The organism is Roseateles microcysteis (genome assembly GCF_036880965.1).
GTDB lineage: Bacteria > Pseudomonadota > Gammaproteobacteria > Burkholderiales > Burkholderiaceae_C > JAUASW01.
Genome location: NZ_JBAJMV010000006.1, coordinates 415699 through 432911, shown reverse-complemented (window position 1 = coordinate 432911; position 17213 = coordinate 415699). Strand labels below are relative to the sequence as shown.

Here is a 17213-nt window from a genome sequence, read left to right as displayed (position 1 = left end):
TCACTTCAAAGGTATCGGCGTGGCCCGGTCCACCGGCACCGCCGTCACGCTGTTCTGCGGCGAGCCTTCGATCAGACGATCGGAGTAGGTCAGGTAGATCAGCGTGTTGCGCTTGCTGTCGACCATGCGGACGATGCGCAGCTTCTTGAACACCAGCGAGATGCGCTCGTTGAACACCTCGGCCTGCTTGGGCAGGGGTTTGGCAATCGTGATCGGGCCGACCTGGCGGCAGGCGATGGAGGCCTCGGCCTTGTCTTCGGCCAGGCCCAACGCGCCCTTCACCCCGCCGGTCTTGGCGCGCGAGACAAAGCAGGTCACGCCGTCGACCGCCGGGTCGTCATAGGCCTCGACGACGATCTTGTGATCGGGGCCGATCAGTTTGAAGACGGTATCGACCGCGCCGATGCGCTCGCCTTCGGCAAGGGCCAGCACGGGCATGAGAAGCAGCGACAGGGCAAGGAGAGGGCGGCGCATGGCAGGCATCCTGAGCAAAGATGCCGACAAGCGTATCAGCCGCCGCGCACCACCCGCAGTGCCAAGGGGCGAACAGTCACCGTGAGCGAACGAGCCGCCGGAATCGGCTCGCCATCGAGCGCCAGCGGCAGCTCGATCGGGCTGTCGATTTGCAGCGTCTGCATCCTGCGCATGAAGATGCCGGGCAGGCGCAGATGCTGGCCCATCAGCAGGGCGGGCATGGCGGCCAGTGCGCCCAGGCGGCCGTATCTTCCGACGCAAACCAGCTCAAGCCGGCCGTCGTCGATGCGGGCGCCCGGTGCCACCGGCATGCCGCTGGCATAGCTCTCGGTGTTGAGGCTGGAGGCGAACAGCACCTCGCCTTCGTGCAGCAGCTGGCCTTCGGCATGCAGCGTCAAGGGATAGCGGCGCAGGCGGCTGATCTCGGCCAGCGTGGCCCAGACATAGCGCGGCTGGCCGCGCAGCCAGCGCGGCGCGGCCAGCGCACGCCGGCCGACGGCGGCATCGAAGCCCAGTGCCAGGCTGGACATGAAGAAGTGGCTGCGGCCATCGGCCTGCACCTGACCGAGGTCCATGGCGCCAGCCAGGCCGTGGCGGGCCTTCTCCAGCGCAGCGCGCAGGTCCAGCCCGTGCAGGCCGAGGGCGCGGGCCAGGTCGTTGCCGGTGCCGCCGGGCAGCAGCGCCAGCTCCAGTTCGCGCTCGACCAGGGCGGGTAGCAGCTGGTGCACGGTGCCATCGCCACCGGCCACGAGCACGCGGCTGCGGGGCGGCAGGCTCAAGAGGCGCTCGCGCGCGGCATTGACATCGTCCGGCAGGTACAGCGGCACCCGCTCCAGGGCCTCGCGCAAGGGCGCTGCCAGCGCCGCACAGCGACCTCCCGCGGCATGGGGGTTCAGGAGGCAAAGGGCAGGGGCTTGCACGGCGCGCGGGAGGCTGTAGCTGAAAAGAGCGGCCAGCGTAGCGTCGCCTTGCCGCTTGCCTAGACGGGTTGTCCCGGGCGAGGACCTAAACTGTGCGACCAATGACCATCGACATCCCGACCCTGTTGCTGGCGCTCCTGAGCGGCTATCTGATGCTGGGTCTGCAGCTGCTGGTGGCCCGTCGTGGCGCCTTGCGCCAGCCCGAGCTGGGGCTGTGGACCTGGGGCAGCTGGGGTTTCGTGCTGGGCTTCGGTTTCTTCGGTGCGCGGGTGCTGATTCCGACCTGGGTGTCGGTGCTGCTGGGCAATGCCTTCATCTTCGGCGGCATCCTGCTTTACGTGATTGCGCTGCAGCGTTTCGTGCGGCGGCCCTGGCCCTCGGGCCCTTACTGGCTGGTCTGGCTGGCGGCGGTGTCGTTTACCGGCCTGATGCTTGAGATTCCGCTGTCGGTGCGTACCGCCTGGCTGTCGCTGGTCTACGCAGGTTTGCTGCTGCCGGGTGTGTATCTGGTCTTGCGCCACGGCTGGGGTGGCGAAGCCTCGCTGCGGGCCGTGGGCCTGACGCTGGCCGTGGCGGCCTTGGCCCTGATCCTGCGCGGCTGGCATGCCTTCACGCACCCCGATCAGTACACCGACCTGCTGCGCAGCAGCCTGGGCCAGGGCCTGACCTTTCTGTGTGCCTTCCTGAGCCTGATGGGTGCGGGCTTCGGCTTCGTGCTGGCCAGCTTCGAGCGTGCCGCCACAGAGATGAAGCGACTGGCCAGCCACGACGGCCTGACCGCCTGCGTCAACCGCAGCAGCACCGATGACCTGCTGGCCCACCTGCTGGAACGCGGCCGCCGCGAGGGCTCGCCGGTGTCGTTTGCAATGCTCGACCTCGATCACTTCAAGCAGATCAACGACCGCTATGGCCACCAGTCGGGCGATGCCGCCCTGCGCGCCTTTGCCGCCGATGTGCGCGGCCGCCTGCGCGCCTCCGACGTTCTGGGACGCATGGGCGGGGAGGAGTTCGGCCTGATCCTGCCGGCCACCGACGAGCCGGGCGCCATGCGCCTGCTGGAACAGATCCGCCAGGCCGTGGCGGCGCTGAAGGTGCGCTGTCACGATGGCCGCGAGTTCGGCATGACGGTCTCGGCAGGCCTGGTGGTGGTGGCATCCGACAGCGGCCTCAGCGCCGACCGTGTCTACGCGCTGGCCGACAAGGCGCTCTACCAGGCCAAGCACGCCGGCCGCAACCGCGTTGAACGGCATCTGATCATGCCCATGCCGGCCGCCGCCGACTGAACTAGACTGCGCCGAGCGAGGCAGATCGCGGAGGCGCAGTGAGCGACGCAAGCAGCAGCAAGCCCTTGTCGGCACCGCAGGTGCGGCGTCTGCACCAGATCCTGCTCTGGCCATTGCGCCTGATGCCGCTGCCCGGCGCCGATGCCGCGCCGCGCCGGCCCTGGGAGTTGCTCGCGGCGGCGCCCGGCCCCTGGGCCGAGGTGGTGGACGAGTACACCGGCGAGCCGGACCGCTTCCATGAGCGGCACTACCAGGAGTTCGTCACCTTCCTGCCCTTTGTCCAACGCTTCCTCTATGGCGAAGGCCAGGCCGCTGCCAATGCGCGCGGCGATGCGCCGGCCGAGGCCGGCATGAAGGTGTTCCGCCGTCATGATGTCGCGAGCTTGCGGGCCTGCACCAAGCCGGGCCATGCGCCGATCAGCTTGCAGGTCGTTCACATCGACCTGTATTTTTTCTTCGATGTCGATGTGGTGCTGCTCAATGTGGAGCTGGCCGGCGGCGCGCTGGCGCTGGCGGAAGCCCAGGAACTGCTCTACCGACTGGGCCGGGCCTACCCCTCCGGCTGGGATGCCGGTGGCCAGCCCCTGCACACGCTGGCCAGCGCCGAATGGTTGGATGCCGAGGGGCGGGTCCTGGCTGCCTCGGACAGCGGCGAGCGCGAGCGCTTCATCGAGCATGTGCACGCGCACCGGGCGCCTCGCATCGCCGCGCATTGGGACTTTCTGCTGCGGCCGTTGGTGGCCGATGCCTCGGGCTCGCCCGGCGAGCTGCGCTACCGCCAGATCGAGTACTACCGGATGCCGATGATGGCCTGGCTGGCGCTCGATGATCCGCGCGCGCTCTCGCGTGCCGATTTCGTTCGCCTGGGGCTGGTCACCGGCGCTGGCGCTGCAGATCAACTGCCCTTTGGCGACGCGCACCTGGCCGATTTCGAGCAGCGTCATTGCTACGACCGCTTCTGGCAGGAGGGCGGTGCCGCGCCCGACACCCGCTATATGTGCTCGGGCCATGCGCTGGTGGTGGTGGGGCGGGCCGACGCCGAATTCTTCTGCTGCCGCCACCGCGGCGTGCTGGCGCAGTTCCGGCACCAGCATTTCCTGCTCTTCCTGATCGCGCATTTCCAGAAGGCCACGGTGCTGATGTTCTCTGACCGCCTGGTGGAGGCGCTGCGCCGGCTCAATGTGCAGGACGCCAACAGCGTTCGCCGCTTCAAGCGTGCGATCCGCAGCGCCTTCGAGGGCTTTCTGCGCTTCACCCACCGTTACTGGTTCCATGCGGTGGCCGAACAGGCGCAGTCGCGGGCGCTCTTTGCGCTGTGCCAGCGGCATCTGGGCACCGAGGCCCTGTATGCCGAGGTCAAGGAGCGCATCAGCGACATGGCGGCCTATCTGGAAACCGACAACCTGCGCCGACAGGCCAACACCGTGGTGCGCCTGACCGTGGTCACCATCTTCGGCCTGATCGGCACCATCACCACCGGCTTCCTGGGCATGAACCTGCTGGCAGAGGCCGAGGCGCCGATGTCGAGGCGGGTCTGGATCTTTGTGCTGACATTGCTTGTAACGCTTGCCTTGACCGTCTACACCATGGCCAAGTCCAAGCGGCTTTCCGATTTCCTGGACATACTTTCCGACGAGAGACTTTCCGCATGGAACAAGCTGCGTGCCTTCGTCGGCGTGTGGCGGTCTTGAGCTTCCTCAAGTAGCGGGCTTGCGGCCGCTCCGAATCGGGGGCAGGATCCAAGAGCCAAGCCGATCACAGGGCCCGATGAGGTCAAGGTCGGTGGGCTTCAAGGGAGCAGTGCCATGCAAGCAGAGCAGCCGGGTCCGAAGGCGTGTGCGCGAAGAAGTGCGGCGCGTGGCAGCGCCGTCGTCAGCCGGCGCCGGCGCAACTTCCAGCATGGCCTGGCACAGGCGAAGCGGGCGCAGGCACAAAGCGAGTTGGTTGCGCGGCTGATCGCCGACCACATCCCCGGCCGCATCGGCTACTGGGACCGGCATTTGCGCTGCCGCTTCTCCAATGCCGGCTATCACGAATGGTTCGGCTTGCCGCCCGACCAGATCCTGGGTCGGCGCATGGACGAGCTGTTTGCGCCTGAAGACTGGGCCCTGATCGAACCCCATGTGCGTGCAGCGCTGCGCGGCGAAACCCAGTCCTTCGAACGCGAGGTGCGCGGCCGTGCGCCCGATTGGCAATGGATTCAGTACCTGCCCGATGTGCAGGATGGCCGGGTGTGCGGTTTTGTCGTGCTGGCGCTGGACATCAGCCTGCGCAAGCGGGCCGAGCAGGCGCAGCGCGCGCTCAACGCGGAGCTGGAGCATTCGCGCGACCGGGCCGAGGCCGCCAGCCGCGCCAAGAGCGCCTTCCTGGCGCACATGAGCCATGAGATCCGCACGCCGATGAACGCCATCCTCGGCCTCACGCATCTGCTGCGCCGCGATGCAAAGGATGAGCTCTCGGCACGCCGCCTGCACGACATCGACGACTCGGCACAGCACCTCCTGCAAATCATCAACGACGTGCTGGACATGTCCCGGATCGAATCCGGCCGCCTGGTCTTGCAGGAGGTCGATTTCGACAGCGGCGCCCTGATCTCGCGCAGCCTGGCACAGCTGAGCGACGCGGCGGCGGCCAAGGGGCTGGCCCTGCAGGTGGACTTGGGCAATCTGCCGCCGCGCCTGCACGGTGACCCGACACGTCTGATGCAGATGCTCCTGAACCTGCTGTCCAACGCGGTCAAGTTCACCGAGCAGGGGGCGGTGAGCCTGTCGGCACAGCTGGTTTCAGGCGACGAGCAGGGGCTGCGCCTGCGCTTCGAGGTGCGCGACAGCGGCATCGGCATCAGCGCCGAGGCCATGGGGCGCCTGTTCACGCCTTTCGAGCAGTCCGACATGTCCAACAGCCGCCGCTATGGCGGCACGGGACTGGGCCTGGCGATCACCCGCCACCTGGCTCGCAAGATGGGCGGCGAAGCGGGCGCGCACAGCACTCTCGGTGCGGGCAGCACCTTCTGGTTCACCGTGCTGCTGCAGCCGGCCCTGGCGCCTGCCCCACATGTCTTCGTGGCGCAGGAGGCGCCTGTCGGCGCCCTGGAGGCCAGCGAGGCCGAGCGTCTGCTGCGCGAACGCCATGCCGGGCGCCGCGTGCTGCTGGCCGAGGATGACCCGGTCAACCAGATGGTGGCCTGGTCGCTCCTGCAGGCTGCGGGCCTGGAAGTGGACATGGTGGGCGACGGCGCACAGGCGCTGCGCCGCGCCAGCCTGCAGCATTACGACCTGATCCTGCTGGACATGGAGATGCCCGAGATGAACGGCCTGGAGGCGGCGCGGGCGATCCGGCGCCAGACGGCGCATGCACTGACCCCCATCATCGCGCTGACCGGCAATGTCTTCTCATCCGATCGCGAGGCCTGCCTGGAGGCTGGCATGGACGACTTCCTGCCGAAGCCGGTGGCGCCGGAGCTGCTCTACCGGGCGCTCCTGAAGCGCCTGGGCTGACGCCATCCTGCCGGCCGTTCAGCAGTTCTCGTACTTCCAGTTGCGCCGCTTGCCCTCGGCGATCCACTCGACCGCCTGCACCAGGCGCTTGAGCCGGGTCTCCTCGCGCTTGGCCTCGGTGATCCATTCGATGTAGTCGCGCTGGGCGCTGGGCGGGAAGGCAGCGAAATGCGCCTGGGCGTCCTTGTTCGCCTTGAGTGCCGCTGCCAGGTCGGGCGGCGCCTCCAGTGCCGGCTTGCGCTCGGCGGGCCGGGCCATGCGGGTGGGCTTGGCACCTTTGTCGATCAGGGCTGCTGCCTTCTTGATCATGGCGCGCAGCTCGCGTGGCGGCGGCAGTTCCTTGAGGCTGGTGATGCGGCCCAGCTCGCCCATCGCGCCCTCCTTCTTGTGCGCCGGGTCCACGGCCTCGTCGTACCAGAAACCGAAGGCGCAATGGGCCTTGAAGGCCGACATGCCGCTGAGAATCTTGCCGCCATAGACCCAGTGCGGGCGACTCCACTTCATCGTCTCCTCGGCCGTCGGGCAGGCCGCATGGACCTGGGCGCGCCAGTGTTGCAGCAGCGCCTGGGCAAACTCGGGGGCAGCTTCGATATAGGCGTCTACGCGCGGATCGGTCTGCGGCATGGCAGGGCCTTCCTGAAACAGCAATGGCGGCAGCATAGCTTCGCGAAGCGCCGCGGCAACAGCGCGAAACCGCTAGTTGCGCGCCAGGCTGACCGCGCCGTCCACCACCAGCGTCGCGCCAACCACATAGTCGCCCGCGCGGGACGCCAGGTAGATGGCAGCACCGGCCATGTCTTCTTCGCTGCCGATACGGCCGGCCGGAATGCGCGCCGCCACCTCGGCCTCGTGGTCACGCGCGGCGCGGTTCATCTCCGAAGCAAAGGCGCCCGGTGCGATCGCGCTGACGACTATGTTGTTCTCGATCAGGCGCAGTGCCATGCGCTTGGTCAGATGGATCAGGCCGGCCTTGCTGGCGGCATAGGAATAGGTTTCCAGTGGATTGACCGAGAGGCCGTCGATGGAGGCGATATGGATCACCTTGGCCGGCCGGCTCTCGGCGGCTCGGGCCAGCAGGCCGTGCAGGGCCTGGGTCAGGAAGAAGGGTGCCTTCAGGTTGAGGTCGAGCACCTTGTCCCAGCCACTTTCGGGGAATTCGTCGAAGGGCGCGCCCCAGGCGGCACCGGCGTTGTTGACCAGGATGTCCAGGCGGTCCTCGCGACGGGCCAGTTCGGCCGCGAGGGCGTGCGCGCCGGCCACGCTCGACACATCGGCGGGCAGCGCGATGCACTCGCCCAGCGCCGACAGCTCGGCCGCCGCCTCGCCGCAGGCCGCGGCCTTGCGCGCCGAGATGTAGACCTTGGCACCCTGGCGCAAAAAGCCGGCGGCGATCATCTTGCCGATGCCACGCGAACCACCGGTGACCAGGGCCACCCGGCCCTGCAGGGAAAACAGATCGCTCATGGGCAGCACCTCCAGTGGACTGGAGCCTAGTGCGCAGTTCTTGCGGGCGCAGTCGCCCGGGGGACGGTTCGTCGCCCGCGTGACTGCTCGGCAGCCGCGCCGGCCTGCGGCAGCGCTTAGCCGACCGAGATGTCGGCCGAATGCCGGGCCATCGGGCCTTGGCCTCCCTCAGCCGCCTTACATACTGCGCCGGTACTGCCCACCCACCTCGAACAGCGCGCTCGTGATCTGGCCCAGCGAGCAGACGCGCACCGCGTCCATCAGCACATCGAACACGTTCCTGTTGTCGATGACGGCCTGCTGCAATCGCTTGAGCATGGCCGGTGCCTGGTCGCGGTGGCGCTCATGGAACTCGGCCAGCCGCTGCAGCTGGCTCTGCTTTTCCTCGTCGGTCGAGCGGGCCAGTTCGATGGTCTCGGGCGTGGCATCGCCATGCGGATTGCGGAAGGTGTTGACGCCGATGATCGGATACTCGCCGGTGTGCTTGAGCATCTCGTAGTGCATGCTCTCTTCCTGGATCTTGCTGCGCTGGTAGCCGGTTTCCATCGCACCCAGCACGCCGCCGCGCTCGGCAATCTTCTCGAATTCGGCCAGCACCATTTCTTCGACCAGCTCGGTCAGCTCTTCGATGATGAAGGCGCCCTGAGAAGGGTTCTCGTTCTTCGCGAGGCCCCACTCGCGGTTGATGATCAGCTGGATCGCCATCGCGCGACGCACCGACTCTTCGGTGGGCGTGGTGATCGCCTCGTCGTAGGCGTTGGTGTGCAGCGAATTGCAGTTGTCGTAGATCGCGATCAGCGCCTGCAGCGTGGTGCGGATGTCGTTGAAGGCAATCTCTTGTGCATGCAGTGAGCGGCCCGACGTTTGCACGTGGTACTTGAGCTTTTGCGAGCGTTCGTTGGCGCCGTACTTGTCGCGCATCGCCACGGCCCAGATCCGGCGCGCCACGCGGCCCAGCACCGTGTACTCCGGGTCCATGCCGTTCGAGAAGAAGAACGACAGGTTGGGCGCGAAGTCGTCGATGTGCATGCCGCGCGCGAGATAGGCCTCCACGAAGGTGAAGCCGTTCGACAGCGTCAGCGCCAGCTGCGAGATCGGGTTCGCGCCGGCCTCTGCGATGTGATAGCCGCTGATCGACACCGAGTAGAAGTTGCGCACGTTGTGATGCACGAAGTACTCGGCGATGTCGCCCATCACCTTGAGGCTGAACTCGGTCGAGAAAATGCAGGTGTTTTGGCCCTGGTCTTCCTTCAGGATGTCGGCCTGCACCGTGCCGCGCACATTGGCCAGTACCCAGTCCTTGATCTTGGCGGCCTCGTCGGCCGTCGGTTCGCGGCCGTTGTCGGCGCGGAATTTCTCGAGGTTCTGGTCGACGGCCGTGTTCATGAACATCGCGAGGATCGAAGGCGCGGGGCCGTTGATCGTCATCGAGACCGAGGTCGTCGGGCTGCAGAGGTCGAAGCCGTCGTACAGCACCTTCATGTCGTCCAGCGTAGCGATGCTCACACCGGAGTTGCCGACCTTGCCGTAGATGTCCGGGCGCGGTGCCGGGTCGGCGCCGTACAGGGTGACCGAGTCGAAGGCCGTAGACAGGCGCTTGGCCGGCATTCCTTCGGAGACCAGCTTGAAGCGGCGATTGGTGCGGAACGCATCGCCTTCGCCCGCGAACATGCGCGTCGGGTCTTCGCCTTCGCGCTTGAAGGCGAACACGCCGGCGGCATAGGGGAAGCTGCCGGGCACGTTTTCCAGCATCAGCCACTTGAGCAGCTCGCCATGGCATTCATAGGCAGGCAGCACGACCTTCTTGATCTTGGTGCCGGAGAGGCTGGTGGAGACGAGCGAGGTGCGGATCTCCTTGTCGCGGATCTTCACCACGTACTCGTCGCCGGCATAGGCCTTTTGCATGTCGGGCCATTGCTTGAGCAGTTGATGCGCGTCAGCGTCCAGGCGCTGGGTGCGGCTGTCGGCGAGCTCGAGGATGGCGTTGCGGGCGTTCTGCTTGTCGGGGTTGGCCTCCAGCAGCATGCGGGCGCTGGCGTTGAGCTGCTGAATCTCGCGAGCGAGGGCGGCCTGGGCGCGGGCGCGCTTCTTGTAGCCGCGCACGGTGTCGGCGATCTCGGCCAGGTAGCGCGTGCGTGCGGCCGGCACGATGGGCGTCTGGTGCGTGCTGTGGCGGGTCGCGGCGATGGGCAGGCGGCCTTCCTTCAGCGTCAGGCCCAGTTCGGCCAGGCGCGGCTTCAACGCTTGATAGAGCGCGGTGACGCCGTCGTCGTTGAAGCGGCTGGCCATGGTGCCGAAGACCGGCATCTGCTCGGGCTTCTGGGTCCAGGCTTCCTTGTTGCGCTGGACCTGCTTGGCCACGTCGCGCAGCGCGTCGAGCGAACCCTTGCGGTCGAACTTGTTGATCGCAACGAACTCGGCGAAGTCCAGCATGTCGATCTTCTCGAGCTGGCTGGCGGCGCCGAATTCGGGCGTCATCACGTACATGGGCACGTCGACATGCGGCACGATGGCCGCGTCACCCTGGCCGATGCCCGAGGTCTCGACGATCACCAGATCAAAGCCGGCGACCTTGGCCGCGGCGATCACGTCGGGCAGGGCGGCCGAGATCTCGGAGCCGAAGTCCCGCGTGGCGAGCGAGCGCATGTAGACGCGCGAACCTTTGCCCCAAGGCGAGATCGCGTTCATGCGGATGCGGTCGCCGAGGAGCGCGCCGCCGCTCTTGCGCCGCGAGGGGTCGATGGAGATCACGGCCACGCGCAGCGCGTCGTCCTGGTCCAGGCGCAGGCGGCGGATCAGCTCGTCGGTCAGGCTGGACTTGCCGGCGCCACCGGTGCCGGTGATGCCGAGCACCGGGGTCGTGATGTCTTTCGCCGCGGCTTGCAGCTGCGCGACCAGACCGGCATCGGCCTTGTCGTTCTCCAAGGCCGTGATCAGCTGGGCCAGCGCGCGCCAGGCCGCTTCGCTGTGGCCTTGAATCGCGGCCACCGTGTTCGGGGCGTCGGCCGTGAAGTCCTGGTCGGACTTCATCACCATCTCGCCGATCATGCCCGCCAGGCCCATGCGTTGGCCGTCCTCGGGGCTGAAGATGCGCACGCCGTGTGCGGCCAGGTCGCGGATCTCGGCCGGCACGATCACGCCGCCGCCGCCGCCGAAAACCTGAATCTTGTCGCCGCCGCGTGCTTTCAACAGCTCGACCATGTACTTGAAGTACTCGACGTGGCCGCCCTGATAGGAGCTGATGGCAATGCCCTGCGCGTCTTCCTGCAAGGCGGCCGTGACCACCTCGTCGACCGAGCGGTTGTGACCCAGGTGGATGACCTCCGCGCCCATGCTCTGCAGGATGCGCCGCATGATGTTGATCGCCGCGTCATGGCCATCGAACAGGCTGGCTGCGGTCACGAAACGGACCTTGTTCGTGGGACGGTAGTCGGCGAGCGCCTTGTATTCGGCGGACAGGTCGGTCATGGGGCAGTCTCCGTTATCGGCGCAGGCGAGCGCTGTGCCGGTTCTATCAGCAAGTTGGGCGGGATTCTAGGGTCGATTGACGTTTACGTAAACGTCAACTCGAATGCCCAAGACAGGCGAGGCCTTGCTTGCCGGCGCGTAGCTCTGGGCCAGAATCGTCGCTCTTCATCTGCAACCCACCAGGACCGAATCCAATGCGCCCCTTTCTCCGCCTGCTCGCCATCGCCGCCCTGTTCGCCACCGCCGTGCCCGCGCAGGCCCATGAGGTCGACTGCAAGGGCCGCACGGGCATCGAGCTGGCCCGCTGTGAGCGTCATGCCAAGGTGGCCAACCAGTGCGGCAAGCTGACCGGCGACGAGCACTTCGCCTGCGATCGCGACTACCTTCTGGCCAATCCCTTGAACTGCAAGTCCTTCAGCGGCGCTGAAGCGCAGCAGTGCGAGGCCGAGGTGGCGGCGGTGAAAAACTGCAAGGCCAAGCCGGTGGGCCGCGAGTTCATGCAGTGCGTGAAGGCCGAAGCCAAGGCCAATCCCATGGGCGGCAACTGAGGCTCAAGGGCCCGTCCTATTTCCGCAGCGTCAGCTCGTCGTGGATCGTGTGTGCCCCGTCGGCGGCTCGCGCAATCGCCAGGGCTTCGTCGATCTGGGCCTGGCTGTCGAGCACGCCGGCCAGGCGCACGTCGCCCTTGAGCGTCACCACCGTGATGTCGAAGCGCTTCAACGAGTCCCGCTGCTGCAGTGCCGTCTTGACATGCTCGGTCACATCGCTGTCGGAGACGTTGGCTGCGGCAGGCGGCGTCGGCGCCTGGCTGCATGAGCACAGCAGCAGGGCGGCGATCAGCGCAGCCGTAAGTCGGACGGGCATGTTGTTTGTATTCATGGGGGCCTCGGTGCGGGCGCCCTCGGGGAAGGGCCCTGGCGCCAGCATGGCCGGCCCGCTGGGCGCCGTCGGTGCGCTGCCGAACGCCGCGCTGCGGGGTTCAGGCACTCCGCTCTAGCGCCCGCGCGCCGGTAGACGCTTGACCGCCTTGAACCAGAGCATGGCCAGCATGGCCAGGCCCGCTGGCGCGAGCCAGGTGGCCGGCGGGGGCAGTTCAAAGCCGAACAGGCGCCGGACCATCGGAATCAACAGAACGGCGACCAGCATCGCCAGCGTGCCTGCGGCCACCCAGGCCGCCTGCGGCGAGGGCTTGAGTCGCGCCGGCCCTGCAGCGAATCCCCAGGTCCGGTTCGTGCGGATCAGCGCCAGGTTGGACAGCACAAGCGCAACAAAGCTCAGTGCGCGCGCCATGCCTTCGCGCTCGGGCCCCTCGGGCAGCCAGGCCCGGGCGGCGGCATGCAGGCCCAGCAGCATCACGAGCAGGCCGGCGCCTTGCAGGAGCCCGCGAGCCACCACTGCCTGATCGAACAGCCGCTGGTCCGGCCGGCGCGGCGGGGCCTTCATGGTCTCAGGTTCCAGGCTTTCTGCCTCGAAGACGACCGAGCAGGCCGGGTCGATGATCAGTTGCAGGCAAAGGATGTGGATCGGCATCAGCAACAGAGGCCAGCCCAGCAGCACAGGCATGAGGGAAAGGCCGACGATGGGCACGTGAACGGCCACCACGAACACGATGGCCTTGCGCAGATTGGCAAAGACCCGGCGGCCGTAGCGCACCGCGGTGACGAGGGAAGCGAAGTCGTCATTCAGCAGCACCAGCGCCGCGGCCTGGCGTGCGACTTCGGTGCCGCGCGCTCCCATGGCCACGCCGATGTCTGCGGCCTTGAGCGCCGGCGCGTCGTTGACGCCGTCGCCCGTCATGGCCACCACCTCGCCGCGCGCCTGGAAGGCCCGCACCAGGCGCAGCTTCTGCTCGGGCTGCACGCGGCAGAAGATGTGGGTGCTGCCCAGCCGTCGGGCCAGCTCGGCGTCGTCAAGCGTTGCCAGCTCGACGCCGGTGAGGGCGGGCGTCTCGGCATCCAGCCCGGCCTGTCGTGCCACCGAGACGGCCGTGGCCGGATGGTCGCCAGTCATCATCACCACGCGGATGCCCGCGGCCCGGCATTCGGCAATCGCCTGCGGCACATCGGGCCGCACCGGGTCTTCCAGGCCCAGCAGTCCGAGGAACTCGAAATTGAAATCGTGCTGCTGGTCAGGCAGGTCGCCGGCAGGAAACCTGGCCCAGGCCACGCCCAGGACCCGCAGGCCGTCGGCCGCCATTGCCTGCACCTGATTGCTGATGCTGGCGCCCTGGTCCGCGCCGAGGTGGCAGAGATCGATGATGGCCTCGGGAGCGCCCTTGGCGGCGATCAGCTGCGCGGCCAGGTCCGGAGAGCGCCAGACGCGCGACATGGCCAGCAGGTCCGGCGAGAGCGGGTAGTCGTCGATCAATGTCCAGTCGGCATGCAGATGCTCGGTGCCGGCCAGCAAGCGCTGCCCGGCTTCGGTGATCGCGGTCTCCATCGGATCGAAGGCGCGGCGGTGGCAGGCCAGCACCGCGTACTCCAGCAGGCCATGCAGGGCCTCGGGCAGCGGGCTCGGACGGGCCTGGGCTGTGTCGTGACCGTGATCGGCTGACCAGAGGCGGCGCAGCGCCATGCGGTTGGCGGTCAGCGTGCCGGTCTTGTCGACGCAGAGCAGGGTGGTGGCGCCGAGCAATTCGACCGCCGGGATCTGTCGGGCCAGCACCTTCTCGCGCGCCAGCCGCCAGGCCCCGAGGCTCAGGAACAGGCTCAGCACCACGGGCAGCTCTTCCGGCAGGATGGCCATGGCCAGCGTCAGCCCGGCTAGCAGGCCCTGCAGCCATTCGCCGCGCGCCAGGCCGTAGGCCAGCGCCAGAAGTGCTGCCAGCGCCAGGCCGAACAGGGCCACGCGCTTGACCACCTGGCGGGTCTCCTGCTGGATCGGCGTAGGTGGCGCGACGATGCCGGCGAGCGACTGGCCGATGCGGCCCAAGGCGCTGCGCGCTCCGGTGGCGATGACGCTGCCGCGCGCCGTGCCCTGCGTGACCAGACAGCCGGCAAAGGCCTGCGAGCTGGTGCCGCCGCCCGCCAGGGGAGCGCTTTGCTTGGGTACGGGCGCGGATTCACCAGTCAGCAGCGATTCATCCACCGACAGGTTGGCGACCTCGCCGAGCTGGAGGTCGGCGGGGACGCGGTCGCCCTCGGCCAGCAGGACCAGGTCGCCTACAACCAGCTCCCGGGCTGCGATGCGCTGGACCTGGCCATCGCGTTCAACCAGGGCCTGAGGATCGGACAGCTCACGCAAGGCCTCCAGCGAGCGCTCGCTGCGCCTTTGCTGGACGAAGCTGGTGGCCATGACCAGGAAGACGAAACCAAGCAGCATCAGTGCTTCGCGCCGACTGCCCAGCCCCAGGTAGATGAGCCCGCACGCCATCAGCAGCAGGAACATGGGCTCGGAGGCGATCTCGCGCGCCAGGCGCAGCAGGCTGCGTGGCTTGGAGACGGGCAGCTCGTTGGCACCGTCAATGGCCAGGCGCTGCCGGGCCTGGGCCTGTGTCAGGCCTGCTGGTGAGGCAAGGGCATCAGTCACGCTGAGGCAGCATCCGCCGCAGGGTGTCGTCGCGCACGACATAGTGATGGAACAGGGCAGCCGCGGCGTGCAGGCCAACCAGGAAATAGCCGAAGCTGGCCCCAGCCTCATGCATCTCCTCGGCCCATTCGGCGACGCGCTCGCTCTGCCCGACCAGGGCCGGCAGATCGATGCCGAAAAAGGCAATCGGCTTGCCCTCGGCGCTGAGCAGCAGCCAGCCCAGCAGAGGCATCACCAACATCCAGGCGTACAGAGCGAGGTGCATCCCCTTCGCCATGCGGGCTTGCCAGGCGGGCGGCTCGGGCTCTATGCGGGGCAGGCGGCCAATGAGGTTCAGGGCGGCCCTGAGCAGCAGCAGCGCGAGCACGGACAGGCCCAGCATGAAGTGCCAGGTCTTCAGGCCTTCGCGCAGCTCGCTGCCCTTGGGGAAGTTCTCGTGCAGCTCCATGCAGGCATAGACAGCGGCAATGAGCAGCAGCATCAGCCAATGAAGGCCGATGGACAGAGTGCCATAGCGAGTGTTGCTGTTGCGCCAGTTCATGGGTGGTTCCTCAGTGTTCTGCGTGTTCAGTCTCAGCGGAAGCAGCTTCCGGCGTCTGTTCCCTATCGAACAAGGGATCCGCGCCGCAGGCCAATCTGGCGCTGTCGGCCTTGATGCCATTTGATTCAACTCAAGGTCAGGTCCTCATGTGGGCGGTCCGGCATCGCAGAGCCGGAAGCCGCAGCCGCGCACGGTCTCGATCAGGTCGGGGCCGAACTTGCGCCGCAGCGCGTGCACATGCACGTCGATCGCATTGCTGCCCAGCTCCTGGCCCCAGCGGTAGATGCGCTGTTCGATCAGCTCGCGCTCCACCACCTCGCCCTGGGCCTCGACCAGCATCTGCAGCAGCTCGAACTCGCGGCCGGTCAAGGCCACGGGCACGCCGTGCCAGTAGCTGCCGCCATCGGCAATGTCGAGCAGCAGCGGGCCGAACCAGCGGCAGCCGGCCAGATTGCCTAGGGCGCCGCGGTGGAGGGCTTCCAGCTGCCGCATCAACAGGGTGGCTGTGCTGGGGCGCAAGGCATAGGCATCGCTCGGTGGCACGCCATGGGCGAGCAGTCGCTGCAGCTCGTTGGGTATGCAAAGGTGCAGCCGGCGCCTGGCCGGCGGCAGCGAATCCTGGGCAAGGGTCCATCGGGCGTCGAGCAAGCACAGCCGGTCGGCCTCGGCGACTTCGAGGGCCGGCCATGCGCAGGCCAGCTCGGCTTGCCAGCCCTCGGTCTGCAGGCCATGCACGAGCGCCTCGGCCAAGGCGCGGTCAGCGATGGCAATCAAGGCCCGTGGAGCAACTGCTGAAGAGGTCACGGCGCCACTCTGGGCGGCCATGCTTAAGTGGGCATGAAGCCAGCAAGGGCTGCGGCGCCGGCAGCGCAACTTCAGCCGCACTTCAGCTTGGCGCACAAGCATGGGGCCTGGTCCGTGCAGCCAGCCGCGCGTTTGCGCGGCGTCGGATCCCGGCGACACGCCTGTATTTCTGGATGTAAACGAAAGCCCTCGCCCCCCATGAGCCCTGCCACCACCGTCCTGTTCAAGTGCGGGCACCTCGCCCGACGTCGATCCGTCGCAGGGCAGCCGGTTGCATCTAGATACGCGCTTAATGTCGACCGCGATGCGTCTGGACAAACTGGCTGATATGTCCATGCCCAGCAGTCTTCCCCATTCCGGTGGCCAGGTTGCCAAGCCAGCGCGAAGCGCCAGACCCGCCGTCCGTTCTGGCCGCTGGGTCTACCTGGCTATCGCCGCCCTGGTGCTCATGGCCTGGTGGATCGTGAAGGCGCTGGACCTGCGCGCCGCTTCCGACACCGGCTACTGGCTGGGCGTGGCCGGAGGCACGTTGATGCTGCTGCTGTTCGCCTACCCCTTGCGCAAGCGCATCCGCTTCATGCAGCGCTGGGGCGCGGCCAAGTGGTGGTTCGCGGTCCACATGGTGCTGGGCGTGGGCGGACCGGTGCTGATCCTGATCCATTCCACCTTCCAGATTGGCTCGCTGAACGCTGGCGTGGCGCTCTACAGCATGCTGATCGTCGCGGGCAGCGGCGTGGTCGGGCGCTTCCTCTACCTGCGCACCCACCGCGGCTTTAGCGGCGAGCTCGAGGGCCTGGCGCAGTTGCAGCGCCAGCTCGGTCTCCAGCATGAAGGTCTGCATAAGGCCCTGGCCGCAGCGCCGGCCGTCGAGCAGCACTTGCTGGCCTTCGAGGCTGAGGCCCTGCGCCTGCCAGGCCGCTGGAGCAAGCACCTGCGTGCCTTCGTGATCCTGCCCTGGCGGCGCCTTTTCGTGCGTCGGGCCTGCCTCGATGGCCTGCGCGCTGCGCTGCGCCAGCGCGGGTACGAGCTGGACTGGGGCCCGAACCGTCGTCGGACCGAATACCTCGCGCTGCGCGAGCAGGTGCAGGACTACCTGGCTGCCGCCATGCGTGTGGCCCAGTACGACAGCGCCACGCGCCTGTTCTCGCTCTGGCATGTGCTGCACGTGCCCTTCGTCTACCTGATGGTGCTTTGCGCGGTCGCGCATGTCGTCGCCGTGCACGCCTACTAGAAG

At 67.6% G+C, this 17213-nt stretch carries 14 protein-coding genes; 5 read left to right on the top strand and 9 right to left on the bottom strand.

The genetic code is table 11. From position 1 onward, the window contains the following. Together V3596_RS18625 and V3596_RS18620 are read right to left on the bottom strand one after the other, a co-directional pair. Complete coding sequence (locus V3596_RS18625) at window positions 1–474, bottom strand: CreA family protein (RefSeq protein WP_334279305.1); 474 nt, start codon at window positions 472–474, stop codon at window positions 1–3. A 35-nt stretch (window positions 475–509) separates the two neighbouring features. After that, complete coding sequence (locus V3596_RS18620; protein ID WP_334279304.1) at window positions 510–1394, bottom strand: diacylglycerol/lipid kinase family protein; 885 nt, start codon at window positions 1392–1394, stop codon at window positions 510–512. 101 nt (window positions 1395–1495) lie between these two features. Here V3596_RS18620 and V3596_RS18615 point away from each other — a divergent pair, with 101 nt between their 5' ends. The 3 genes from V3596_RS18615 to V3596_RS18605 all read left to right on the top strand — a co-directional run bounded on the left by V3596_RS18615 (window position 1496) and on the right by V3596_RS18605 (window position 6174). After that, window positions 1496–2677, top strand: a complete 1182-nt coding sequence (locus tag V3596_RS18615) for a GGDEF domain-containing protein (protein ID WP_334279303.1) — start codon at window positions 1496–1498, stop codon at window positions 2675–2677. A 122-nt stretch (window positions 2678–2799) separates the two neighbouring features. Further along, entirely contained in the window at window positions 2800–4368 is a 1569-nt protein-coding gene (locus V3596_RS18610; protein WP_334279346.1) for a hypothetical protein, read from the top strand. A gap of 114 nt (window positions 4369–4482) precedes the next feature. Further along, window positions 4483–6174 carry a PAS domain-containing hybrid sensor histidine kinase/response regulator gene (locus tag V3596_RS18605; protein ID WP_334279302.1) on the top strand — a complete coding sequence of 564 codons (1692 nt, stop codon included), beginning with the start codon at window positions 4483–4485 and terminating at the stop codon, window positions 6172–6174. Window positions 6175–6192: 18 nt separating this feature from the next. Here the strand turns inward: V3596_RS18605 and V3596_RS18600 are convergent, their stop codons facing one another. The 3 genes from V3596_RS18600 to icmF all read right to left on the bottom strand — a co-directional run bounded on the left by V3596_RS18600 (window position 6193) and on the right by icmF (window position 11106). After that, complete coding sequence (locus V3596_RS18600) at window positions 6193–6798, bottom strand: YdeI/OmpD-associated family protein (protein ID WP_334279301.1); 606 nt, start codon at window positions 6796–6798, stop codon at window positions 6193–6195. Between the two features lie 72 nt (window positions 6799–6870). After that, window positions 6871–7638: an SDR family oxidoreductase gene (locus tag V3596_RS18595; protein ID WP_416383993.1), complete on the bottom strand. Its 768-nt coding sequence runs from the start codon at window positions 7636–7638 to the stop codon at window positions 6871–6873. A gap of 177 nt (window positions 7639–7815) precedes the next feature. After that, on the bottom strand, window positions 7816–11106 hold the full coding sequence (icmF, locus tag V3596_RS18590; RefSeq protein WP_334279300.1) for a fused isobutyryl-CoA mutase/GTPase IcmF: 3291 nt from the start codon (window positions 11104–11106) through the stop codon (window positions 7816–7818). A gap of 194 nt (window positions 11107–11300) precedes the next feature. Here icmF and V3596_RS18585 point away from each other — a divergent pair, with 194 nt between their 5' ends. After that, window positions 11301–11654 (top strand): hypothetical protein, encoded by a 354-nt coding sequence (locus V3596_RS18585; protein WP_334279299.1) that lies wholly within the window; start codon window positions 11301–11303, stop codon window positions 11652–11654. A gap of 16 nt (window positions 11655–11670) precedes the next feature. Here the strand turns inward: V3596_RS18585 and V3596_RS18580 are convergent, their stop codons facing one another. The 4 genes from V3596_RS18580 to V3596_RS18565 form a co-directional block, all read right to left on the bottom strand. Continuing rightward, on the bottom strand, window positions 11671–11970 hold the full coding sequence (locus V3596_RS18580) for a BON domain-containing protein (protein WP_334279298.1): 300 nt from the start codon (window positions 11968–11970) through the stop codon (window positions 11671–11673). Window positions 11971–12099: 129 nt separating this feature from the next. After that, window positions 12100–14634, bottom strand: coding sequence for a cation-translocating P-type ATPase (locus V3596_RS18575; protein WP_334279297.1), 2535 nt, complete (start codon window positions 14632–14634; stop codon window positions 12100–12102). Next, a complete protein-coding gene (locus V3596_RS18570; RefSeq protein ID WP_334279296.1) occupies window positions 14627–15175 on the bottom strand; it encodes a cytochrome b in 549 nt (182 codons plus the stop codon). Before V3596_RS18570 ends, V3596_RS18575 begins: the two co-directional genes overlap by 8 nt. 144 nt (window positions 15176–15319) lie before the next feature. After that, complete coding sequence (locus tag V3596_RS18565) at window positions 15320–15979, bottom strand: winged helix-turn-helix domain-containing protein (protein ID WP_334279295.1); 660 nt, start codon at window positions 15977–15979, stop codon at window positions 15320–15322. Window positions 15980–16313: 334 nt separating this feature from the next. On the opposite strand from V3596_RS18565, the gene V3596_RS18560 reads away from it, so the two are divergent. Then, entirely contained in the window at window positions 16314–17210 is an 897-nt protein-coding gene (locus V3596_RS18560) for a hypothetical protein (protein ID WP_334279294.1), read from the top strand. Window positions 17211–17213 lie beyond the last annotated feature (3 nt).

Coding starts and splice junctions, on each gene's coding strand:
- icmF (WP_334279300.1), bottom strand. CDS start 11,106: ATGACCGACCTGTCCGCCGAATACAAGGCGCTCGCCGACTACCGTCCC.
- V3596_RS18615 (WP_334279303.1), top strand. CDS start 1,496: ATGACCATCGACATCCCGACCCTGTTGCTGGCGCTCCTGAGCGGCTAT.
- V3596_RS18610 (WP_334279346.1), top strand. CDS start 2,800: ATGCCGCTGCCCGGCGCCGATGCCGCGCCGCGCCGGCCCTGGGAGTTG.
- V3596_RS18580 (WP_334279298.1), bottom strand. CDS start 11,970: ATGCCCGTCCGACTTACGGCTGCGCTGATCGCCGCCCTGCTGCTGTGC.
- V3596_RS18625 (WP_334279305.1), bottom strand. CDS start 474: ATGCGCCGCCCTCTCCTTGCCCTGTCGCTGCTTCTCATGCCCGTGCTG.
- V3596_RS18595 (WP_416383993.1), bottom strand. CDS start 7,638: ATGAGCGATCTGTTTTCCCTGCAGGGCCGGGTGGCCCTGGTCACCGGT.
- V3596_RS18560 (WP_334279294.1), top strand. CDS start 16,314: ATGCCCAGCAGTCTTCCCCATTCCGGTGGCCAGGTTGCCAAGCCAGCG.
- V3596_RS18600 (WP_334279301.1), bottom strand. CDS start 6,798: ATGCCGCAGACCGATCCGCGCGTAGACGCCTATATCGAAGCTGCCCCC.
- V3596_RS18585 (WP_334279299.1), top strand. CDS start 11,301: ATGCGCCCCTTTCTCCGCCTGCTCGCCATCGCCGCCCTGTTCGCCACC.
- V3596_RS18570 (WP_334279296.1), bottom strand. CDS start 15,175: ATGAACTGGCGCAACAGCAACACTCGCTATGGCACTCTGTCCATCGGC.
- V3596_RS18605 (WP_334279302.1), top strand. CDS start 4,483: ATGCAAGCAGAGCAGCCGGGTCCGAAGGCGTGTGCGCGAAGAAGTGCG.